Origin of the sequence: Staphylococcus kloosii, assembly GCF_003019255.1 — a bacterium.
Taxonomy (GTDB): domain Bacteria; phylum Bacillota; class Bacilli; order Staphylococcales; family Staphylococcaceae; genus Staphylococcus; species Staphylococcus kloosii.
The window spans coordinates 463,792-487,921 of the sequence record NZ_CP027846.1 but is presented as its reverse complement, the minus strand read 5'-3'; the positions used below and the strand labels follow the sequence as shown (position 1 = coordinate 487,921).

General features: G+C 33.3%; 21 protein-coding genes. 3 read left to right on the top strand and 18 right to left on the bottom strand.

Annotated features, from left to right (window positions below; all coding sequences use genetic code 11):
- Positions 1 to 166: 166 nt before the first annotated feature.
- From C7J89_RS02380 to C7J89_RS02370, 3 genes are all read right to left on the bottom strand, one after another.
- Positions 167 to 886 (bottom strand): transglycosylase family protein, encoded by a 720-nt coding sequence (locus tag C7J89_RS02380; RefSeq protein WP_061853952.1) that lies wholly within the window; start codon positions 884 to 886, stop codon positions 167 to 169.
- 385 nt (positions 887 to 1,271) lie between these two features.
- Entirely contained in the window at positions 1,272 to 2,651 is a 1,380-nt protein-coding gene (locus C7J89_RS02375) for a cryptochrome/photolyase family protein (protein WP_103294526.1), read from the bottom strand.
- A 16-nt stretch (positions 2,652 to 2,667) separates the two neighbouring features.
- Entirely contained in the window at positions 2,668 to 3,039 is a 372-nt protein-coding gene (locus C7J89_RS02370; RefSeq protein WP_103294527.1) for a YbgA family protein, read from the bottom strand.
- Positions 3,040 to 3,149: 110 nt separating this feature from the next.
- On the opposite strand from C7J89_RS02370, the gene C7J89_RS02365 reads away from it, so the two are divergent.
- A complete protein-coding gene (locus C7J89_RS02365; protein WP_061853955.1) occupies positions 3,150 to 3,575 on the top strand; it encodes a pyridoxamine 5'-phosphate oxidase family protein in 426 nt (141 codons plus the stop codon).
- 172 nt (positions 3,576 to 3,747) lie between these two features.
- Here the strand turns inward: C7J89_RS02365 and C7J89_RS02360 are convergent, their stop codons facing one another.
- The 13 genes from C7J89_RS02360 to C7J89_RS02305 form a co-directional block, all read right to left on the bottom strand.
- Positions 3,748 to 5,247 (bottom strand): phytoene desaturase family protein, encoded by a 1,500-nt coding sequence (locus C7J89_RS02360; RefSeq protein WP_103294528.1) that lies wholly within the window; start codon positions 5,245 to 5,247, stop codon positions 3,748 to 3,750.
- Positions 5,248 to 5,348: 101 nt separating this feature from the next.
- Positions 5,349 to 6,467, bottom strand: coding sequence for a glycosyltransferase family 2 protein (locus C7J89_RS02355; protein WP_233432442.1), 1,119 nt, complete (start codon positions 6,465 to 6,467; stop codon positions 5,349 to 5,351).
- A gap of 7 nt (positions 6,468 to 6,474) precedes the next feature.
- Positions 6,475 to 7,959, bottom strand: coding sequence for a phytoene desaturase family protein (locus C7J89_RS02350; protein ID WP_233432450.1), 1,485 nt, complete (start codon positions 7,957 to 7,959; stop codon positions 6,475 to 6,477).
- A 21-nt stretch (positions 7,960 to 7,980) separates the two neighbouring features.
- The gene (locus C7J89_RS02345; RefSeq protein ID WP_061853959.1) at positions 7,981 to 8,439 is read right to left on the bottom strand and encodes a glycosyl-4,4'-diaponeurosporenoate acyltransferase CrtO family protein; all 459 of its coding nucleotides are present in this window, start codon (positions 8,437 to 8,439) and stop codon (positions 7,981 to 7,983) included.
- A 13-nt stretch (positions 8,440 to 8,452) separates the two neighbouring features.
- Positions 8,453 to 8,935, bottom strand: a complete 483-nt coding sequence (locus tag C7J89_RS02340; protein WP_061853960.1) for a TspO/MBR family protein — start codon at positions 8,933 to 8,935, stop codon at positions 8,453 to 8,455.
- Positions 8,936 to 8,947: 12 nt separating this feature from the next.
- Entirely contained in the window at positions 8,948 to 9,079 is a 132-nt protein-coding gene (locus tag C7J89_RS13465; protein ID WP_258027110.1) for a hypothetical protein, read from the bottom strand.
- Between the two features lie 13 nt (positions 9,080 to 9,092).
- On the bottom strand, positions 9,093 to 10,607 hold the full coding sequence (locus tag C7J89_RS02335; RefSeq protein WP_061853961.1) for an NmrA family NAD(P)-binding protein: 1,515 nt from the start codon (positions 10,605 to 10,607) through the stop codon (positions 9,093 to 9,095).
- 228 nt (positions 10,608 to 10,835) lie between these two features.
- Positions 10,836 to 13,709, bottom strand: coding sequence for a putative mucin/carbohydrate-binding domain-containing protein (locus tag C7J89_RS02330; RefSeq protein WP_103294531.1), 2,874 nt, complete (start codon positions 13,707 to 13,709; stop codon positions 10,836 to 10,838).
- 398 nt (positions 13,710 to 14,107) lie between these two features.
- Positions 14,108 to 15,268, bottom strand: coding sequence for an N-acetylglucosamine-6-phosphate deacetylase (gene nagA, locus C7J89_RS02325; protein WP_103294532.1), 1,161 nt, complete (start codon positions 15,266 to 15,268; stop codon positions 14,108 to 14,110).
- 212 nt (positions 15,269 to 15,480) lie between these two features.
- Entirely contained in the window at positions 15,481 to 16,431 is a 951-nt protein-coding gene (locus C7J89_RS02320) for a mechanosensitive ion channel (RefSeq protein ID WP_061853964.1), read from the bottom strand.
- 180 nt (positions 16,432 to 16,611) lie between these two features.
- Entirely contained in the window at positions 16,612 to 17,547 is a 936-nt protein-coding gene (locus tag C7J89_RS02315) for a 3-hydroxyacyl-CoA dehydrogenase family protein (protein ID WP_103294533.1), read from the bottom strand.
- A gap of 143 nt (positions 17,548 to 17,690) precedes the next feature.
- Positions 17,691 to 18,593 (bottom strand): 5'-nucleotidase, lipoprotein e(P4) family, encoded by a 903-nt coding sequence (locus C7J89_RS02310; protein ID WP_103294534.1) that lies wholly within the window; start codon positions 18,591 to 18,593, stop codon positions 17,691 to 17,693.
- 128 nt (positions 18,594 to 18,721) lie between these two features.
- The gene (locus C7J89_RS02305; protein WP_103294535.1) at positions 18,722 to 19,375 is read right to left on the bottom strand and encodes a DUF2848 family protein; all 654 of its coding nucleotides are present in this window, start codon (positions 19,373 to 19,375) and stop codon (positions 18,722 to 18,724) included.
- 457 nt (positions 19,376 to 19,832) lie between these two features.
- Here C7J89_RS02305 and lqo point away from each other — a divergent pair, with 457 nt between their 5' ends.
- Together lqo and C7J89_RS02295 are read left to right on the top strand one after the other, a co-directional pair.
- Positions 19,833 to 21,326, top strand: coding sequence for an L-lactate dehydrogenase (quinone) (lqo, locus tag C7J89_RS02300; protein ID WP_103294536.1), 1,494 nt, complete (start codon positions 19,833 to 19,835; stop codon positions 21,324 to 21,326).
- A 137-nt stretch (positions 21,327 to 21,463) separates the two neighbouring features.
- The gene (locus tag C7J89_RS02295; protein ID WP_064485312.1) at positions 21,464 to 21,565 is read left to right on the top strand and encodes an SE2200 family small protein; all 102 of its coding nucleotides are present in this window, start codon (positions 21,464 to 21,466) and stop codon (positions 21,563 to 21,565) included.
- Between the two features lie 30 nt (positions 21,566 to 21,595).
- Here C7J89_RS02295 and C7J89_RS02290 read toward each other — a convergent pair whose 3' ends face one another.
- The gene (locus tag C7J89_RS02290; protein ID WP_103294537.1) at positions 21,596 to 23,242 is read right to left on the bottom strand and encodes a phospho-sugar mutase; all 1,647 of its coding nucleotides are present in this window, start codon (positions 23,240 to 23,242) and stop codon (positions 21,596 to 21,598) included.
- 13 nt (positions 23,243 to 23,255) lie between these two features.
- Entirely contained in the window at positions 23,256 to 24,119 is an 864-nt protein-coding gene (gene galU, locus C7J89_RS02285) for a UTP--glucose-1-phosphate uridylyltransferase GalU (RefSeq protein ID WP_229294230.1), read from the bottom strand.
- Positions 24,120 to 24,130: the final 11 nt, after the last annotated feature.

Below are 24,130 nucleotides of genomic sequence, written 5' to 3'. Positions count from 1 at the left end.
ATATTGCTCTCAATATTAAGATTATCATAGTTATTTTATCTTTATGGGTAAAACGCATTGCAATAGTACTTTTATAGTTATTTTGATGAAATAACATAAAAAAATAAGCCCTACCTCTCTTGAGATAGGGCTTATTATAAATAGTTATACATAATTTAGTTTAAAATTATGCAGTTACCCATTGTGAAGCACCAGCAGTGTTGTATAATTTAACAGCTGCAGCGTCTTGTACTGATTCAGGAGCAGATGAAGCTGGTTGACCTTTGTATTGAGCAGGTGCTACTGAATCCCATGTAGTTTGTAAGAATTGATATTTACCTGATGCACCTGAAGATGCATTTGTAGCATGGATGTCGCCACCTGATTCACGTTGAGCGATTAATTTTAAGTGATCGTTAACGTTTACTGAAGAACCGCTGTCATCACTTGAACTTGAATTACTTGAAGTAGATTCTTGTTGTGGTTGTTGAGTTGATTCAGTTTGTGGTGCTTGTTGTTGTTTTGGTTGTTCTTGAGTTTGAGCAGGTTGTTGAGTTTGCTCTTGTTGTTTTGGTTGCTCTTGAGTTTGAGCAGATTGTTGAGTTTGTTGTTGTGGTTGAGCTTGTTCACTAGTTGATGCTTGATCAGAACCTCCACCGAAGCCCCAAGACCAAGTTTTGCCATTTGATGAGAAGTGGTAGTTAGTACCATTTTGGTTAAAGCTAATATTATATGAACCTTCTTGAACTGGTTTCGCGTTTAATTCAGAAGGGTTATTTTGCGCTAATTGTGCTAAATGTGCATGGTCAGCTCCAGTAGTTTCTGCTGCGTTTGCATGATGTCCTGTCGCTAATCCTGTTACACCTAATCCTAAAGCTATTGTTGAAGTTAATACTGTTTTTTTCATAATTTAAAAAATCCTCCTATAAGGTAATAAGTTTTATATGATTAATTTGCTGTAATCACTATAACATCTAAAAAAAGGGTGTAGGTTACAGGCAAATAAAAAAAATAGGCACTTCATTACATCCTAATTACACTAAAATCGTTAAAAATAGACATAAAAATATGCTCTCAAAACTATCGTGAAAGTTTCGAGAGCATATTTCTAACACTAAACCTTTGTAACACTAATGTAATACTCGAATAAGATTTAGCTATTTTTGTAACTTATTCTCTTTATTTGTTACTTATTGTTCCCAGGATTTTTCCAACCGAAACACTTAAAAGTAAATTTCATATAAGAAATTCGTTATTGTTTCTAATTTTATAGCGAATTATACTTCCATATTTTATTTACCAACGTTTTTAAATTTAGTCATGACATAGTCTCTACTTGCTTTATGATCTACAAGTTCTTTCGGATAATCTTTTCCTAATTCAATCTCGTAATCTTTTTTTAAACGTTCAACATATGACATTGGATGATGAATATATTTAGCTGGTACATCATCAAAAATCGGTAATTCTTCTTTAATAAAATAAGCGTTTTTATCAAAGCGCTCACCTTGTGTACTAGGATTAAACATTCTGAAGTAAGGTACGGCATCGGTACCAGTTGAAGCCGACCATTGCCAACCGTGAACATTCGAAGCGTTATCGTAATCGATCAAATATTTTTTAAAATATGCTTCACCCCATGTCCAATCTATAAATAAATCTTTTGTTAAAAATTGAGATACGACCATTCTTAAGCGATTGTGCATATGTCCTGTTCTATTTAATTTACGCATCGCAGCATCAACTAGTGGAAATCCTGTTTTCCCCTCAGTCCAAGCTTTAAAGTTTGCTTTACTATAAGACCAATTCAACTTACGGTATTTCTCATTAAATGATTGATGTGCTGTTTCTGGAAATTGGGTCATTAATACATAGTAAAATTCTCGAAACATTAATTCTCTAATGTAAGCCTCGTAATTTTCCTCATCATTCGGATAATCATCTAATAGATCATTCATTACCATAGTAATATCAAGTAAGCCATATGCTAAATCAATGCTCATGCCACTTACATATGCTTGTGCTACATCGTCTCTATTTGAAGCGTAATACCCTATATCATTTTTTAAAAATGCTTGCCAAGCTTTAATAGATTGCTGTTCAAGATCTTTATCAGAACTAAATGTAATTTCAGTCTTGTTTTCCCCTTTTACGCAGAGGCTGCTTATATCGTTAAGTTTATAATTATATGTAGGTTTTTTAACTATCTTATCTCTATTAGCTTTATAAAAGCTTGTAAAAACCTTATATGGTTCGTGTTGTTTATTAAAAGTTACCGAAGGTTGTAAGTAATGGTTAACGCGTCTACTTATAATTTTGATTTTCTGTTGTTTTAATTTAGCACTAATATGAGGATAATCATTTTCTTCTTTATTATAACTCATAATATCCTTAGCCATTAATACATGTGTGAGTTCTAAGTTATAACATAACTCTTCTAATTTATTGTAAGGTATTATAAATGGTTGAATATTATATTGCTTTAATTCCTCAATAAAACTCCCAGCTACGTCATAATAATATTGTTGTTTAACTTTATTGACGTCTGACATATCCTCGATAGGTATTAATATCGCAAGTTGATCAATATCTTCTTTATGTTCATTAATAAAATGGAATAACGGATTATCATTGATTCTAAAAACTCGATTTAAAATAACTCCAAGATTCATTTTTTATCCTCCTCGTCTATCTATATAAAGCTGTGCTGTTTATTAAATATTGCACATCATATTCCTCTGCCATATCTTTTAAAAACTGTTTTATCAGCGATGCGTCAATTTGTTTATTTTGGAATTGCCGCTTCAATGTTAAATATTGCTCTTTTTCATTTGCTGTCGCTTTATTTTTAAAATAACCCCACATGTGGTCGAATGCATTGATTGTAGATCCTATTGTCGGCGTTATTATTAAGGCTTCATCAATTTTATCTTTAACCATTGTATAGGATGGGCCTTGCTTTAATAGCTCTCGTATTTCGTCATAATGTTGTTTACTATGTGCGAGTACACGATATTTTTCTTCTCTCCATAAACGTTCTATATAACCACGTTCTTTCATATCAGAACCCCCTTATGTTTACTTTTCCACACTGTTTCCAAAACAAAATTTCACACTATACTGTTACATCTTATTAATGTCGGGTATACATTATTATGAGGTGATATATAATGAATAAAGCACAAGTATTAACTGAAGTTGAAAAAATATTAAATAGTTCTAGAATAGGTGTATTATCAACAGCACATAATAACGTTCCAAATAGTCGTTATATGGTATTTTACAATGATGACTTAACTTTATATACGAAAACAAATATTGATTCTACAAAAGTTAGCGAATTTAAAGATAACCCACGCGCTCATATATTACTTGGTTATGATGATACGAACAATCGTAGTTTCTTAGAAATTGACGCTCAAGTCGAAGTCATCAATGATCAAGCTACTATTGATTGGCTATGGGAAACACAAGATAAAACATTCTTCGATTCAAAAGATGACCCAGAGTTATGTGTACTTAAAGTGACACCAAACTCAATTAAAATAATGAATGATGATACGATAGATTCACCACAAACAATCAATTTTGATTAATATATAAGAGAAGAGTCTGGGATACAATTATCTCCAGACTCTATTTTTATATCGGCAGTAGATGACCGTATTGAAAATGTGCTTATCTCAAGCTTTTTTCAACGCGAGTCATCCATACCGGGGCGAGACTACAAAATCTATTTATAAAAATAAGATTTCAGTCTTGCTCTTTTTACTGCTCAATATCTTCTAACATAGCCTCTACCGTGATTTTCGCACTTGTTAATACAATCGGTACGCCGGAACCTGGGTGGGCACTCGCACCTGCAAAGTATAAGTTATCATAATCCCAACTCACATTTGGCGGACGGTAATAATTACTTTGTGCCAACGTTGGCATCAAACCAAATGCTGAGCCAAACTTAGCATTATATCGTGTTTCAAAATCTTGCGGTGTAAAAGCAATTTCAGTTTCAATATGTTCTCGTACATCTTTTAAACTATCAATCGTACTAAGCTTGTCGTAAATTAATTGCTTAGTATGTTCAATTGTCTCGGGGTTAGACCAATCCATTTCTCCTATTTTTAATTCGGAAATCGGCATTAATATATAGAGACCTGTTTTACCCTCTGGCGCTAATGATGGATCTATCACACTAGGCGCATACACATAAATAGATGGATCTTCTGGCATTTTCCCTTTGAAAATCTCTTCTATGTTTTGATCAAATCCTTCAGAAAAAATAACGTTATGAATTAATATATCTTCAGATAAGTCTTTATCTATACCCATATAAAGTAGAAATGCAGAACATGAGTAATCCATTTTCTCTATTTTTTCCGAACCATAATTTTTCAAAGCATTAGGTTCTGAAATTAGATTTTGAGCCGCATAAGGAAAATCTGCGGTACATAAAATTTTATCAAATTTCTTAATGTCGCCATTTACCTTTAGCCCTTCGGCACGTTTATATCTAGAATCAATAATAATTTCATCGATAGGCGCTTCAGTAATAATTTCCGTACCTAAATCATAATTGAGTTGTTCTAGCGCTTTAGTATATTGATACATTCCACCTTTAATATAATGAACACCAAACATCATTTCGACCATCGGTATCATAGTATATAGCGAAGGCGTTCTTTTAGGGTCAATACCAATGTATAAAGTTTGAAACGCTAATAGTTTCTGAATTTTTTCATTGTCTACATAGTCACTGATTAAGTCACTGGCATTATTAAACGTCTTCAAGCGCATTCCTTGATATAAAGTATGCAAGTTAAAGAAATCTGAAGGTTTTCTAAATGTACGTTCCAAAAAATGTTTACGTGCAATTTCATATCTTTTATAGATGTCAGTTAAAAATGACATAAATCCGTGCGTTGATCCTGGTTCTAACGTTTCTAAAGTATGCTGCAATTCAGCTAAATCCGTAGGTACCGTCACTTTATCATCTTTACTAAAGTAAACATCGTAAATATGTGCTAATTGCTTCATATCAAGATAATCGTCTATGCTTTTATGTGCATATTTAAAAACATCTCGGTATATTTCAGGCATCATTACGATTGTAGGCCCCATATCAAAAGTGTAGCCTTTACTTTGAAATTGACTCATTCTTCCGCCAACTTGTTCATTTTTTTCATACAACACGACATCATGACCTTGTGCGGACAATCTTGCCGCTGCTGCTAAACCCGTTACACCTGCGCCTATAATTCCAATATTCAACTTTATCATCCTTACTATAATTATTATGTTTATTGTAGTCGTTATAAAACTACGCTAATGTTGCTTATTTTCTTTACAATTTAAGCTATTTGTTAAATCATTTATTTAGTTTTAATCTTTCTGCCTTTCCATTTCACTGTTTTTAATAAATTAATATCAATCCATGATTTGGCAAATATCACTATAAAGAATAGAAATAAGATAGGATGAAATAAAAACAGCACTAATACATTAAAGTTACCAATTCTTCGCATGAAGAATGTAAATTGCAAACTATATATTGTGTATAGCGCTACGCAAAAAAGGATTTGTCCAATATTAAAAGTCATAGCTAATATAAGAATTATTAAACTTAAAAAGGAACCGCTTAGCCAAGTTAATATAAGTCGTATTACAGATTTTTTTGTAATACTTGATCCAGCAGCAATATGCTTAGACCACCCACCTATAAGTTCACTCAGCCCATTAGGATACATTCGAAAATCTGCTACTCCAACGCCCTCAAACAATTCAACAGGTAAGTGCATATTATTGTATGCCTTACTTATAGCAACCCCCTCGATAATTGAATGACGTGCATTATAATGTCCTTTAGTTTTAACGTAATCTGCTTTATTAGTACATAAAATAGGACCAAAAGCCCCTTTTTTATCATCCACTGTTGCATTGTATGAAAACACATTTAAGCCAATTACTGTCATTAGATTAAAGATAGCCGAAAAGTTTTCGTATAATTTACTAATACGATGATAAGGTTGAATAGTAAGTAATCCTCTATAATTTTGATGCTTATATTGATGGAAAATATATTCAATACTATAGCGTTGTGCTAAGCGCACGTCTGCATCTAAAAATAATAATAAAGAGTGCTGTGCTTTTTTAGCACCTTCCCAACAAGCATAGGATTTACCCGACCACCCCTTATTTTCAGGCACATCGTATACCTTTACGCCATAACTTTTAGCAATATCTTTAGTATTATCTGTGGATTGGTCATCCATTACGATAATTTCTAAGCCTTCATATTTATTTAAAGAAGTGAGTAATTGGGGTAAATTATTTGCCTCATTACGTGCTGGAATAATGACGGTTGCTTCATAAAAATCAGCAGGATTATGTTCAAACTTAATACGACGTCTGTAGCGAAACATTAAGAAACCACTAAGCATTGCGCAAAGTAATAGAATGATTAAAATGCAAATAATAATAGAAGTTACCATTTCATCACTACTTTCTATTGGCTTTTAGTATTTTATCCGCCACTTGCATACCACTAAGCGTTACCATTGGCATACCTGGGCCTGGATTGACTGAACCACCAACAAAATATAAATTCTTATAATATTGACTATGTTTAGGAAATTTAAATCCATGATTTTTCCTTTTATCGGATACCACGCCATATATCGCACCCTTATTCGAATTATACGTATTTTCAATATCATGAGGTGTCCATATATCTTCATATATAATATGTTCTCTCAAATTATCTAAGCCCATGTTTTCAAGCTTTTCTAAAATGCGTTCTCGAAATAGTGCGTATTGCTCTACTGAAAATGGTTCGTCTTGTATATATGGAATATGTGGTAATACTTTTATATTTTCACAATTAGCAGGCACTTGACTTTCATCGGTTTTATTTACATTTACAACGTAAATCGTGGGATCTGATGGAAGCTGATATTCTCTAAATACCTCATCGTAATTTATTTCAGCGTCGTTAGAGAAGAAAAAATTATGATGTTTTAGTTCTGGATATTGTTTATTTACACCTAAGTGCATAACATAGCCAGAACTTGCTGGTTCAAATTTATGTTCCAGTTTAGCTATCTGCGCTTGGTCGAAATGCAATAAGTCTCGGTATAATGGAATAACTTCCATATTTGAGATGAAATAATCGGCCTTCACGATATGGCCATCTTCTAATACAATTGAACTAATTTGATTATGACTATGCGCAAGATGTTTTATTTTTTGGTTTAAATAAATATTCACGCCTTCTTCTTCAGCTAATTTGTGTAAAGCTTCAGCCAATTTGTGAATACCACCTTTGACATACCATAATCCTTGTTCCTGTTGCATTTGAGGCAATAACGTTAGAACTGCCGGCGCATCATATGCAGATGAACCAACGTATTTAATAAAATAGCCCAGCATCTGTCTTAAATAAGGACTGCTCACACGTTTATTAATTGCTTGTTGCATCGTTGAAAAGTAATCAAATTCCTTTAATGCTTTAACCGGCCCGTGAAACTTAATTAATTCAGGAATAGTATCTAAACCCTTAGCAAAATATCCTTTTTCAGTTACTCGAAGAATTTTTTGCGCGTAATCATAAAATTGATTTAACTCTTGGCGATCTTGCTCATCTAACGTCGTATTATTGCTTATTGTCGAGCCTACAGAGTCAAACAAATCTATCACAGTTTCATCGGGATAAAAATTACGAATTTGTAAATCTAACCGTTGTATTTCTACATAATCTACGAGTTGTTTCTCACTATACTTAAATAGTTTTTCGAATACTCGTGGCATCGTTAAAATAGATGGACCTAAATCAAAGCCAAATCCCTCTGTTTCAAGTCGATTAACCTTGCCACCAATATGTTTGTTTTGCTCGTAAAGATCTACTTCATAACCTTCTTGTGCCATTCTAATCGCAGCGCTTATACCTCCTAAGCCGCCACCAATAACTACTACACGACGGTTGATCATTACCTCACCTCCTTTAAATTATAATTTATTATAAAAACGCTCAAACTTTGGTCTATTGTAGCGTTGTGCAATAATAAATGGTGCATTTGCTACAAACGGATAAACTATATTTATATATTTTATTAGCGGGCGCTGTTTATAAAAAACAAAGCCTGGAAGAATACATAAAACATGAATAAGCTCCGCTCTACGCGTTTCAATAATAAATTGTTTAACTTTTGTCTTATCGTCGAATTTGGCTAGTTGTTTTTTGCTTCTAATTTTAGGATTGATTTTACTACCGTCAGGTAAATAATCCTTCCATTTCTTCACCTTAAAATATTGTTGCCAAAATTGTCCTTCACGTTCCCATTGATGTGAGTTAAAAAAACGTTTGTTTTTAACGAAAAAATTATTGGGTATAAATGTCCCTAATATCGATACAGACATATGGACGGTAAGCCAAAAGAGCGTGCAATACAAAGCTGCTTTTTTCATGATGTCACCTCAATTAGTTATTCGTATAATGTGCTTTATCTTTGTTTAACAACCAGTTACCCGTAGCTAAATAGCTGGCATAACCAGACCAAGCAACATAAGGTACCATCAAGCTACCACTGGTTTTATTAGTTTGAAAATAAGTTGCAGTTGTAGATGTAACAGCAGTAAATAAGACAAAACTTTCAACTACAGCCGCGCCACGCAATTTATATCTGAAGTAAAGTAACGACCATAAGAAGTTCAATCCTAATTGACTGTAATGCAAGCTGTTAATCACTTTACTATTCTTTTTATTTTTAGCAGTTACAAACGCTACGCCCATACTTACATATAAGACTGGCCAAACAATTGGAAAAATGTACCCCGGTGGAGATAGTGGCGGTTTAACATTTTGCCGATAATCTTTGCGAGCATTTTTCACTGCGTATTTACCTATTAAGTTGCCTCCTATAAACGGCAATAGAGCTTCGACCACTAATTTAATATATTTCATTACAATACACCTCTATAGTTCAGCGTTAGACATATTATTATTTTTCGCTAAACATGATTTTAGTTGTTTAAATCCTATTACTCCTAAAGTTCCTACTACAACTACTGCCCCTACTGCTATTAAAATTAGTTTTAAGTTATTCATATACATTCTCCTTTTATAATTCTGCATTAGACATATTGTTATGTTTCGCTAAATATGATTTGACTTTTTTCGCGGCTACTATGCCTAAAAAACCTAATACAGTAATACTAGTCGCTTTAGTCATCTTATTATTTGAAGCATTTTTCTTATGTGCTAACTTTTTCATTTTCAAAGTAAATAAATTCATTACGGTTTTGTGTAATTTAGCTTGGGTAAATTTATAAACAATCCAAGGTAATGTCGGTTGATATTCTTGTAATGCAACCAAGCCTTGCGCCGAATTAATAATTCTACGGAACTCTAAAGTAGCACTTCCACCATCCTCGGCATGAGCTAACTCACCACCTACAATTTGATAAACTACTCGGTCGTCATCTGATGCCTTATGATCTTTTTCTAGTAATAACAAGAGTTTATCTAGCCATAGCAACTTAATTGCGAAATAATTTTCGTCGATGGCACTTTCAACCATATTGAAGGTTATTTTATTTAGGAAGTTACCATAAGTGTTTGCTACGTCATCCATCGTGAAGCCTTCAGGTATAGATATTCGTGTAATTGCTCGTACGTCTTTAATTGTCATTCCTTGTTTTGAATTGTTCTTGCCTTTAGATTTAGGCTGCATTGACTGTTCTTCTTCTAATGCACGTTCTACACTGCTTTCGTAGTCAATTTTTCCTATAGAAATACCTTCGACCGTCTTATCTTGGTCTCGCGTCATATCATGAATGAGGCTATCCATTAAGGGATAAACCATTTCTTTAGGTACGCCAGAAATCAGTTTCACCCAGTATTTACTAAGCCAAATCGGAATAATTGGTAAATCCAACATTGGCAAGTTTTTATCTAGCACATTTGCAGTATGACTAAATAAATCTTTATAAGTCATATGTTCTGGACCACCAATATCAATAGACTCGTTGTTGCTAGGATTACGGTCAACTATGCGCTCTAAACCATTGATAACATCATCGATAGCTACTGGTAGCGTCGTATTATATGCCCAACTTGGTAACACTAACATTGGCAAACGTTCAACAAGTTTTTTTAAGATAGGATAAGAACTTCCCTTAGAGCCAATGATTAACCCAGCGCGTAGTGTACTTACTGGAATACCATAAGATCCTAATATACGCTCGCATTCTAAACGACTTCTAAGGTGTGGCGACAACTCATCTGTATCTGGTATCAACCCACTCATAAATACGATGTGCTTCACACCATTAGCCTTTGCGGCTTTAGCAAAGTTATCTGCTAATAAAGCATCCATATCTTCAAAATTAGCTTGCGTTAATTTAGCATTAGGCATCATTGAATGTACTAAATAAACTGCTGTATCAACATCTTGCATTACTTCTTTAGTTTCTTCTAAGTCAAACATATCTGCAGCCCGCCAAGTAACATTCGTTTCTTGAGTCTTATTATCAATATTTCTAGAAACTGCAATAACTTCATAGTTCTGCTTTAATTTTGCTTTAAGATGACCACCAATATAGCCCGTGGCACCAGTGAGTAATACTTTTTTCATTATTTCACTTCCCTATGTGATTGAACTTTAATTCTTTTCTAAATAGAAATTATTCGTAAAATAACTTATTTAACTTGATTAAATCATTTATTTAATTACTGTTATTAAATTCCCGTTAATTGTATTCCAAAACACACTTTCCCCTAACCGCTTCAAAAAATATAAAAAGACACTTATAGCACTCGCTAAAAATGCGAATGAATAAGTGTCTTATTTTTAATTAAATACTTAGCTATCTAAATTAAATTTATCAATGTAAGTTTTAAGCAGGTTTAACATAAGTGGTCTGTATTGTTCATCACCATGCTGAATACTACGCATGATATTACTTAAAACTACACGGTAGTCCCCATCAGGATTATTATTTACTGTTTCAATAAATCTTTGAATATCTGCTATGACAGCAGTAATATAGCGACCATTCGTTCTAAAATCAGCCTCGTTATTTATTTTAAAGCCATTTTTCGTTAATGTATATGTTATTGTTTGATTATTAGCGAATGGTTCTTCGATAACTTCTCTCGTTTCTGCACGTGAAAGTATAAGTCTGCCCTTAGCTTCTCTATGTTTAACAATAATCTTATCGCCATATGATAACTTAAATTGTTGAACTTTCGCTGCAAGATTACGATTACCAACGATTGACTCATCTAATAATACTTCCCCGTTTTGTTTAATAATTTTGATATGCACATATTCATCTTTAAAGAAATTATGTGGCAATCCTGCATGATGTTGTAGCTTTACGCTCATATTTCCCGGGTTATAATTAATTTTTAGAAACTCTCTATTATTAATACCTTTGAAAGTTAAATTTTGACTATAAAAACTTTGTTGTGCATCTATTTGAGGGTAAGACACCGTTAAGTTATTAGTCACGCCTTCACGTACGATAATAAATATATGATCAGGCAACGATTTATTCTCCGTAAATGGTGCTACAACTTTATATACTCCAGGTCTTAAATTTGCGAAATTAGCTACTCCATCTTGAATACTGGCTTGAGCAACAATATTTTTACCATCTACGAGCTTCAGCACTGCATCTTGAGCTAATCTTTGCCCATTAAGCTGTAAATTAATTTGTGCAGTCGTTTTTACTCGTGAATCAGCTAAATCTGATGATCTTACGAGCTCATATTCTGTTTCTAAGCCTAGCTTTTTAACGTATCTTTGACGTTCATCTACATTAGTTATTAATAACGCTAGTGGATACACATAAGATTGTTGAAGTGTTTCTAGCTTATCTTCAGTATCTTTTGATACCTCAATATTATATAGCTTGAAATATGGCAATATATTGGCATTGTGTTTAGCCATCCAATATTCACTTATCCATTTAGGTAAGTTTGAGGATAGTTTATTGTTTGCCGCTTCTGCACGCAAGTCTTGTAACATAGTAGTTAAGCCTTCAATACCAGTTAATCTGACCATACGCGTCATAAAATCTAATTTCTCCCTATAGGAAGCTTTCTTAATATCAAACGTTAAATTATTTTGTAACATACGATTGTGGATACTAGCTTGATAATTACGTTGGCCATTGCCATAGAGCCAACCACTATTGCTCTTTTCAACATAGCGTTGGTATTGATGAGCAAATATATTGTTCCATACTTCACCTAACTGTATATCTACATCACCCGTTAATATACCATCATAACCATGGCCTACTTCGTGTAAAGAAAGCCAGCTTCTATGTAAATAATTAGCAATCGATTGACCATTTGTAGCTATATGTTCACCTGAATAATATGCCACACCTGCGCCATTTTTATCTGCCGTGCTAAAGTATTTAGAACCATTATTAAAGTTAACTGAATTGATATCGTCATTAAGCCCTGCCCATTTATTGTAATGGCTTATCATATCATCGTAATATGTTATTAATTCATCTAAATTTTTAAATTGATAATCTTTAGTATTATTTTTCATATTTAAGATATGGTGACGATCAATTTTAGGAATTAACAACGCATTATGTGTACCATCGACATAAGCATAACTTGAATCCTCTTCAATCCATCTACGTTCAAATAGCTTCTGATTCCAACCTTTGCGATACGTAGGCAGTGCCTTACCTAAGTTATTTTCCACGTAATATTCAATTTGCGGTTCTTTATTTAATCCTTTAGGCATGAAGATAAATGCCGCGCTATCGATAGTTGTTTTAATCGCTGTCCACGCACCATTGCTATTAACAATTGCAGTTTTGTTTAAGCGACTATCATTAGTCGCTAAATTCACTCGTAGATTGCCAACATTATTACCTTTCACTTGTCTTACATATAAATTTGTATTGGCAGGCACAATAAATCCAAGACTATCACGTGCGTGATTACTACCTCTACTCGCGCCTAAAGTTTGTGCTTTATTACCTACTTTAAGTACTTCCACAGCCTTACGATATACTTGTTCTCTAACTTCATTTACTTGTACCGGTCTAGCATTTGTTTGAGGTAAAATAATCGTTTCATTAAATGTTGTTTTCGGAGGTGCTTGAGGTGTCCCTTGAGGTATTGATTGAGATGTTGCTTGCTGGGTTACCGGTCGAATTTTTACCGCCGTTCCCACTACAACCTTTTCTTGTGCCATCGGTCGAATTTGCGCATTAGCACTTTTACTCTCAATATGATTGTCTGTATTGCGTTGCCTCATATTAGCATTATGCTGTTGCACAGACTGAGTTTGCGACAATTGTGGCGTATTATTTTGTTTATTTTCTTTCTGGAGTTCATTATTTCCTTTATTAAGAGTAGTTTGGTTCTTTTTATTAACAGATTGCTGGTTATTCACATTAACCTGTGTCTGTTGTTGTACTTTATGTTGATTAACCTTTAAAGCACCTTGATTGTTTTGAACTCCTGTTGCTTGCTTCGTCAAACTTTCGGAGTTTAACTTGTTATTTGGAGTTAAGGCTACGTTATTTTGATGTGTATTAGAAGTTTGAGTTGTGGCATTGTTAGCTAGTTCTGCAGCCGATGCTTCATTATGCCCTAAATAACAAAAAGTCCCAAATAATACAGATGCTATCCCAACACTCAGTTTACGAATTGCATATTTTTGTCGTTGTTTCAAAGTATGACTATGTTGTCGTTTCATCGTTAGCAATAAATCCTTTCCTATATAGTAATAGTTTCGACCTTTAATATAAGTCGCTATTATATTACTTGTTTTTTACACAGTAATTTTTACTAAATAGGGAAGAATTTTTACTTTATCGTTATGTTATATAAAGCTACAATTTATCTTTAAATGACAACAACATTCTCTTACTTATGTTGTTCCATGTGAAACTAACGAATCAATTCCTTAATATATTACTGCACAATAAAAGTCTGGAACATGATATTTGTCCAGACTTTCTTTTTATATTGGCTGTTGATGACTGAATTGAAATCGAGCTTGTATTAAGCTTATTCAACCCTAGTCATTTTTGCTGGAGCAAGACTATAAAATCTTCTTATCCAATTCAGATTTCTGTCTCGCTACCTCTTTTATTATTGATAATTGTGTAAAGTTCCTTTTTTAATCGTCGTTACAACTTCCATATCATTATCTAAAACCACGATATCGGCATCTTTCCCAATTTTGATGCTCCCTTTTTTGTGATCGATATTTAACGCTATAGCTTGGTTTAAGCTTGTGACACGCCATAAATGGTCAAGCGAATCCCCTGTAAACGCTATGAGATTACGCAAGCCATCATTCATCTTCAAAATACTACCTGCAAGAGCACCCGATGCTAGTCTTGCTTCAGAGCCCTTAACAATAACGTTTTGCCCACCTAAATCATACTCTCCATCAGACATACCTTTGGCACGCATAGCATCAGTAATAAGATAAAAATGTTCATTTCCTTTTTGTCTATATGCGAGTTTAACTGCTGCAGGGTGTGAGTGGATTCCATCACCTATTAACTCCGTATGCAGACCTTCATTAACCCAAGCGGCTCCAAATACGCCTGGATCTCTATGTTCAAAAGGCGTGGCCGCATTATATAAATGTGTAATATGTTTAGCGCCATGCGCTGCCGCTTCCATCGTTTCATCAAATGTCGCCACGGTATGACCGATAGAAAAGATAATTTCATCTTTAAAACGTGCTAATGCTTCTTTTGCACCTTCAACCTCTGGCGCAAATGTCATTATTTTAATATTGCCTTCAGCCACTTGCTGTAATCTTTCAATTTGAGCTACATGTGGACGTTGTACATATTTAGGATTTTGTGCGCCAACTTTATGTTCAGAAATAAATGGGCCTTCTAAATGAACACCTGCAATTTCGGCAGCATTATATTCATCCTGCGCTTTTGAATACTGAACGATATTTGCTAATGCACGTTCAATATTTTCATTAGATTGTGTCATCGTCGTCGCTAAAAATGATGTCGTTCCCTCAGACATTAGCGATTCTGCTAAATGTTTTAAACCATCATAGTCTGCATCCATCGCATCTTCGCCGTAGCCTCCATGAATATGGATGTCTATAAATCCAGGTAAAACATTCGCACCTTTAACGTCGACTGTTTCAAGACTCCCCTCATAGTTACCATGCCCAATTTCAGTAATTTTTCCATCTTGAATAACTAGGTAACCATGTCTAATCGTTTCGTTTTCTGTATAAAATATGCCGTTTGTTAATACATAATTATTCCCCATCAGATTTACCTTCTTTTCACTTCGAATATAGTCATTTTATTCATCAAATTCATTCCATAATTATTTTACTATAGTTGCTAATAAACATCACATAAATGCATTGTTTTTTGACATGATCGCATAAAAAAACGCCCACGCTTAAATGATTCTAAACGTAGGCGTAAATAATTATGTTTAAGTTTTAATGAATGGGATTGTCCCTTTCCGATCCATTATTGACGATCGTTATCGTTTTTTGATTCCATTTTCTTAGAAAACTTGCTAAGTTGTTGCTCAGCAAAGCCTTTACCGCCAATACCAAATGAAATCGCAAATGCTACTGCTACGGCACCTAGAATTAATAAGAATGCCACGTTAACGATACTTTTAGCAAAGTGTAACTGATCTAATGTCATAAATACAGAAACGATAATTACTAAGTATTTAGCGATTTCTGCTAACATTGCGTTACCAGTAGATTTGTTTAATAGTTTAGCAAGTAAGTTACCACCGATAAAGCCTAATGCTAAGATAATAGCACCAGAAATCACTAATGGTAAGTAACCGATAATTGCGTCACCAATTTTGTTCAATACTTTTAAGTTAACAGTATTTAATGCTTGTACCGTAAAGAATAAACCAACAAGTGTAGAAATAATCCAACCTGTTGCTACCGGTATATCAATACTGTTCTTGTCCTCACCAAAGTTTACATATTTATTAAAACGACTAACTTTAAAGTTAGCTAAGACATTTTTAACTAGAGTACCTAATATTTTAGCAATGAATAAACCTACAATTAGGATAATTACTGCCACAACAATTTTAGGCGCAAAGTTAAACATGCTTGTCATCATACCTTTAATTGGCATAGAGACAGCTTTCATTTTCAGTTGATCAAATACAGGTGGTAAGAATAGTAAGAAGATGAAGAAGTATGCTAACTTACCAAAAGTTTGCACAATTCCATCAGCATTGGCATTGCCACCTTGGTCATCAACTAACCCTTTTTTCTGTAACCAAGCTTCAAAACCTAAAGCTCCTAAACCTTTCACAATAATTTTCTTAACGATTATCGCAATAATCCACGCAATTAATAATAATACGATTGCCCCGATAAGATTTGGTAAAAATCCTATAATTTTATCGAGCACACTAGTGAATGAATCTACAATATTACTCATAAAAATCAACCTCCTTTATGGGAGGTTACCCTATCAATTTGCTATTAATCGTATTTTTTTAAATTTTTTTCAATGATTATAACTAATTTTAATAAATTAAATACGGTGAAAACTTTTAATAAAAGTCATAATAGGTGATTTGCCAATATTTTTATTAAAATATTGTTAGTTACATATATTTTAATATTTTTTATCTTCTTTAAGAAAATGTATGAGTGTTGCATCCCTTTTCTTTATAGCATCTTGTAATTGTTCATTTTCTGACCAGTCATAAAATCCATGTCCTGTTTTATAACCTAAATTACCATTATCTACTAAGTCTGCTAAAGTATCACTAGCTTTGCCATCGTTATTTAAATCTTCAAATAGATAGTCCGCTATTGCGCTAAACGTATCTAAACCACCTAAGTCCGCAGTCATTAATGGACCAATACTCGAATATCTACGACCTACGCTATAACTAACAGCCGCATCGATATCTTCTTTTGAAGCTACGCCCGCATCGAGTAAATGTTGTGCTTCTCTAAACATCGCAAATTGTAATCTATTACCAATAAAACCTTGAATCTCTTTATTAATCGTTATTGGTTTTTTACCACTTTCGTTTAACACTTTTTTCGTTCTCTCAACAGTTTCTTCATTAGTACTATCATTTTTTACAATTTCAACTAACGGAATTAAATGTGCTGGATTCCAAAAATGTGTGATAACAAAGTTATTCGGATAATCATATGCTGCCGTTAATTGTTGTAGTTTGAATCCTGACGTATTACTAGCTAACACGACGTCCTTAGTTACAAGCTTGTTCAGTTTTTTATACACTTCATGTTTAATAGCTAACTTTTCAGGCACGGCTTCAATAATAAAGGATGCTTGATCAACGACATTCTCTAACAATGTACTAAATTGAATTTTTTGCTGTATCTCATCTTTTTGGGTTTGAGTAATCAATTCATGTGTGTGCAATGAAGATAGATTTTTAGCCAGTTCTTCTTTCGCTTTTGCTATATCGCCATCATTTACGCCATAAACCTTGACATCAATATCTGCTAATGCAAACGACAATGCGATAGAATGCCCCATCGTGCCGCTCCCCAGTATTGCAATACGTTCCATAAAAATATCCCCCTTGTTTAAATAACCTTCACCTTTTAGCGTGCATGAAAATAATAATTTCCACAAGTAAATTACTACGTATAATTTTAAGTTCTGTATGTATAAAAAGGCGATGAACGACGTACGTCCATCACCTTATCTTATTATTGTTGTTTAACTTTTTTAGATTTTGGATCGAAATAATGGATAGATTCTTTTCTTAATTGTTGTTTTTGTTCATCAGAAATGTCGTTTTTATTGCCGTAAACTGCAGACTCCCAACTACCGTACATTGGGTTAGGTAAAATAATATATTTCTTACCGAAATCATCTTTATGTTGTTGTACTAATTTTTCTCTGTCTGCTTGAGATGGAGATTTAGGATCATCAAAATCTAATAAATTGTCGCCAAATAGCATGATTAAATTATGATTCTTCTTAACCTTTTCTCTTCTAGGTTCTTTACTTTTATCATTTTTACTTTTCAGCATTAAATGCTCTTTAGTAGCTTGCGGAATACCTTGATTTTTTAAGTTTTGTTGTGTTGCTTTAAAATCTTGAGGATAATCTCTATCCGTTATGTAGTAAATGTCGACACCTTTTTTATCCGCATATTGTAAAAATTCTTTTGCACCATAAACCGGTTTAGCTTGAGCTGACTCTACCCATTCATGCCAGCCTTCTGGATGTGACTTGTTATAGAGTGTTGCATAGCCTTGATATGGCGAATTATCAAGCACAGTTTCGTCTAAATCTAATGCAATCGCTAATTTTTTCTTATCTTTGCCCTTATGCTTTTGCTTTTTTAACTCTTTGTCTAATTGAGTTTTAGCACTGTTATATCCTTGTAAATACAATGCTTTAGCTTCGGCTGAATTTTGATACCATGACACTGCCATCGTATTCTCAGAGCCTACAGTTTCTTGATTTTGTTGTTTAGGTGCTGGCTTAGTTTGCGTAGCTGTGCTTTCTGCATGTGCCGTCGAAGAATATGTACCAAGTGGAGCTGAAACAGTAACGGCTGTAGTTAGTGTGAGTGCTGCAACGTACTTCGAAAATTTCTTCATAAATTCACCTCATTCAAAATTTTTAAAACTTAATTCACAAGCAATTATATAATACTTTAACTATATATTGTATCTCTTAAGTTAAATTTTATTGAATATTTAGAATTTTTACGTTGTTTACATTAATTCTATAATTCATTTATTGAATAAGTTAATTCAATCGTATTATTCTCTTGAGAATTAAATAATTCAGCTTTAAATTTATGTGGATAATAAAAACCATTTTTTAATGGTACGGTGCCACAATAAACAATTGTATTGGTTAAATTCGCCCCTTCTTTAGTTAAAGATGCTATTAATTTTTCTACAGGCAAAATACTACTGACAGCATCTTGTTGATATAACTTCCATCTGCCATTTTCCATTACGTATGAGGTTAATTTTAGATTATCCCATTGTGCTTGTACGTCTTCAAAATGCCATAACTTTGTTGCTAAAGTCTTATCACAAACTTGCTTAGACTTATGAATACTTACTGTTTCCAAATCTCGGTCAGTATGATCACTTCCTAAAGTTACATAACTTTGTTCACCATCAAAGATTAATACAATTTCTGCTTCTCCACTCGTTTTATTGCCAACTACATCTATACTGTCTACTTGTTTAAATAATGCAGAAGATAAGTGATAAATTTCTGGTATCGACGCCGGTTTTGGTACGCCTAATTTCTTCAATTCACTAATATGCGCCTTTGTTTTATCTACGTTGCGTCCTGAGTAACCTATGCAATATGCATGCTTAAAATCAATATTCACCCATTCGTTATTCAACATGAATTTCATCGTTTCCACTCCTAATTTCATTTTCTAAAGCATATAATTTTGTGAAAATAGTACTAAAAATGGTTATTTTTCGTCATATTATTCAATTACCTATTTGATGCAAGTTGAAGCAAAATCCCAAAAAATTTGGGTATTTTTAAGTAAAAAGCTTGCCGTAAATCACATTTCAGTGCATACTCATATTATGACCTGATGTCTTATATAAAAAGGTAATTTATCAAGCAGTAAAACGCTTACTTTTATCTATTTATAAATGATTTTGATATAATGAAATCGGGTAAATAACTTTTAGTATAATATTTAATGACCTCTTCTCGACCCATTACTAAAAGTAATGAGTTTAATTAAAATTATGTATTTTTATAATAGATAGGAATATATTATAATTATATGTGGAAAGAGGCCATGGGTAACAACAAGCGTTACTAATAACTTAATTAATGAAAGGTGAGACAGTATGGCTAATCAAAAAGAATCAAAAGATGTCATTCTTATTGGCGCCGGCGTTCTTAGTACGACATTCGGTTCAATGCTTAAAGAAATCGAACCAGATTGGAATGTTAAACTTTATGAACGTCTAGATCGTCCTGGTATTGAAAGTTCAAACGAACGTCACAATGCTGGTACTGGTCACGCTGCACTTTGTGAATTGAACTATACAGTGCAACAACCTGATGGTTCAATTGACATTGAAAAAGCAAAAGAAATCAACCAAGAATTCGAAATTTCAAAACAATATTGGGGTCATTTAGTAAGAGAAAAATACATTGAAAACCCTAAAGAATTTATTCGTCCTTTACCACATATCAGTTTCGTAAGAGGTAAAAACAACGTTAAATTCTTAAAAGATCGTTACGAAGCAATGAGAAACTTCCCGATGTTCGATAATATCGAATTTACAGAAGACATCGAAGTAATGAGAAAATGGATCCCATTAATGATGAAAGGTCATAGTAAAGACGATATTATGGCTGCAAGTAAAATTAATGAAGGTACAGACGTAAACTTTGGTGCGTTAACTCGTAAATTAGCGAAAAATCTTGAAGAAACACCAAAAACAGAAGTACATTACAACCACGAAGTTGTTAACTTCAACCAACGTGTAGACGGTAAATGGGAAGTTGAAATTCGTGAACGTAATAGCGGTAGAACTCAAACTCAACTAGCTGATTACGTATTTATCGGTGCTGGCGGTGGCGCTATTCCATTGCTACAAAAAACAGGCATCCCTGAAAGTAAACACTTAGGTGGCTTCCCTATTACAGGCCAATTCTTAGCTTGTACTAACCCAGAAGTTATCAAAGAACACGATGCCAAAGTATATGGTAAAGAACCACCTGGCACACCACCAATGACAGTGCCTCACTTAGACACTCGCTATATTGATGGAGAAAGAACTTTATTATTCGGACCATTCGCTAGCGTTGGACCTAAGTTCTTAAAAAATGGTTCAAACTTAGATTTATTCAAATCAGTTAAACCATATAACATTACAACATTATTAGCAGCAGCTGCGAAAAACTTACCATTAATTAAATATTCATTCGACCAAATCTTAATGACTAAAGAAGGTTGTATGAATCACTTACGTACTTTCTACCCAGAAGCACGTGACAAAGATTGGCAATTATACACTGCTGGTAAACGTGTTCAAGTAATTAAAGACACTGAAAAAGAAGGTAAAGGTTACATTCAATTCGGTACAGAAGTTGTTAACTCTTCTGACCATACTGTAATTGCTTTACTTGGTGAATCACCAGGGGCTTCTACTTCAGTATCAGTAGCACTTGAAGTATTAGAGAAAAACTTCTCTGAATATAAAGATGAATGGTTACCTAAAATTCAAAAAATGATTCCTTCATACGGTAAATCATTAATTGATGATGCTGACCTAATGAGAAAAACACGTAAACAAACTTCAAAAGATCTTGAATTAAATTATTACGAATAATAATTTTTAGCAATGCCATTATTGATATGCACGTTTGAATTTATTTAAATCGCCATATCAAATGGCTTATTGCTATTTATTACTCATCTCTGTCTAATTATTTCGTTATAATCAATGAACTTAAAGGAGTACAAGATATGAAAACATTATTAGTTGTTGTAGCCTTAGGTGCATTAGCATTCTTCGGCCTTAAACGTTACCAAAAACATGTAAACAAAGCACCAAACATCGAATATTAATAAGTAAAAGCGTAACAGATAATATGTCTGTTACGCTTTTTTGTTAAATATTAAATTATCTATACTTTGTGCCAAAGTGTCAAAGTTTTCCGCTGTTAATGATACATAGAGCTTAATTTTAGGTTCTGTACCTGAAGGTCTTAAAGCAATAAACCCTTCTTTGAAGTGTATTTTAATCACGTTAGCCTTTGGTAAAGTAATAGGTGTTGTCTTATTTTCAACCATATTCATACTTTGCTGTTTCTCAAAGTCCTCAATAACTAATACATTTAAATTAGCTAACGACTTGGGTGGATTATTTCTCATGTTAGTCATAATCGTATCAATATGTGTTTTACCACTTTCGCCTTCAAAAGTATGGGCAAACAATTTATCATGATGATGCCCCACTTCTTTATAAATAGCTTCTAACTTATCTTTTAACATTATACCTTTGTTTTTTAATTCTGAAGCATACTTAATAATTAATGGCACTATTTGAACAGCATCTTTATCTCTCACAAATGGTTTTGCTAAAAAGCCATAACTTTCTTCATATCCCAAAATAAAATTATCGTTAGGATTTAAATTGCGTATGCCTTCAGCAATATATTTAAATCCGGTTAAAACTTCTCGACATTTTACATTATATTTTTCAGCCAACATTTTACTTAATTCGCTACTCACTATAGACTGAAACATAACTTTATTATTTAAATGTTCCGTCTGTTTTATTCTATAATCTAATAATAATGCTCCTATTTGGTTTCCGTTAAAATAATAAATATTCCCTTTGGCATCTCTTTCAGCAATACCCATACGATCTGCATCTGGATCTGTTGAGATTAATAAATCGGCATCTATATCATTACCTTTTTTAATTGCTTGCTTAAAAGCTTGATGATCTTCGGGATTAGCACTGTCAACCGAACTAAAATTCGGATCTGGAACACACTGTTTTTCAACCAATGTATAATTATTAAAATTTAGTGATTTTAACAATTCTGGTACTGTCGGAACACTTGTCCCATGTAAACTTGTAAAGACGACTTTTAAATCTGAATTAGGTATTTCCCCTACTAAATCAAATATTTCTTCGAAATACTTTTCTTTAATTTTATTGTCAATATTGTCAATATCGTCTTGAACTTCACTTGAATCGATATTCAAATTTAAAGTTAATGGGTCACCTAGCTTATTAATATATTCACTTAAAATCTCAGATGGTCCCGTACCTAATTGGGCACCATCATTTCCATAAACTTTTATTCCATTATAGTCGTTAGGATTATGACTTGCAGTTATCATCACGCCAGCACTTGTTTGTAAATATCTAACAGCATAAGATAAATCAGGCGTTGTTTTATAAGTGTCTGCTAAGTATACTTTGATTTTATGGCTCGCTAAAATTTCTGCAATAATTCGAGCAAATTCTGTAGATAAATGTCTCGTATCATAATGAATAACGACTGAAGGAGCACTTTCACATGCTTTTAAATAATGCGCTAATCCTAAAGCCACTTTTTGTATCGTAAATTTATTTAAGCGTCCTTCGCCGAGCCCAAATTTACCTCTAATTCCTGCAGTTCCAAATGACAACTGATTATTAAAGCCTTCGTTTTGTTCTTCTAATGATTGTTGTTCATAAAACTGTTTTACAAAACTATCTTCTAAAACATTTTCCCATTTTGTTTTCATATCTGTCACCTATTTATAAATTGATTGATTTTAAAAATGCTTTGATATCATCAGCCATTTCATCATTATTTAACGCAAATTGAATTGTTGTTTTGACAAAACCTAATTTTTCACCCACATCATAGCGATCACCTTCGAAATCGTATGCATAAACACAATCATCTGTGTTCAAGTGTTCAATAGCATCTGTTAATTGAATTTCACCGCCCGCGCCAATTTCTTGGTTTTCTAAATAATTAAAGATTTCAGGTGTTAAGATATAACGTCCCATAATAGCTAAATTTGAAGGTGCTGTTCCTGGCTTCGGTTTTTCTACAAATTTATTAACACTGAATAATCGGCCATTGGCATCTATAGGGTCTACGATCCCATATCGATGTGTTTCTTTTTCATTAACAGTTTGCACCCCAATGACTGATTTCTTAGTATTTTCATATTGCTCCATAAGTTGTTTTATAGCTGGAGTTGTTGATTCAACAATGTCATCTCCTAATAAAACAGCAAAAGGTTCATCACCAATAAACTGTTTTGCTGTCCAAATAGCGTGACCCAATCCCTTTTGTTCCTTTTGTCTCACATAAAACATATTAGCTAAATTGCTTGAATAATTCACTTTATCAAGCAATTCATTTTTCCCACTTGATTCTAATACCATTTCCAATTCTTTTTGATTATCAAAATGATCTTCAATAGCTCTTTTATGTTTTCCCGTCACAATAATAATATCTTCAATACCTGCAGCAACTGCTTCCTCTACGATATATTGAATTGTAGGTTTATCTAATATCGGTAACATTTCTTTTGGCATTGCCTTTGTAGCAGGCAAAAATCTAGTACCTAATCCAGCCGCTGGAATAATTGCTTTTTTTATTTTCATAATATATTCTC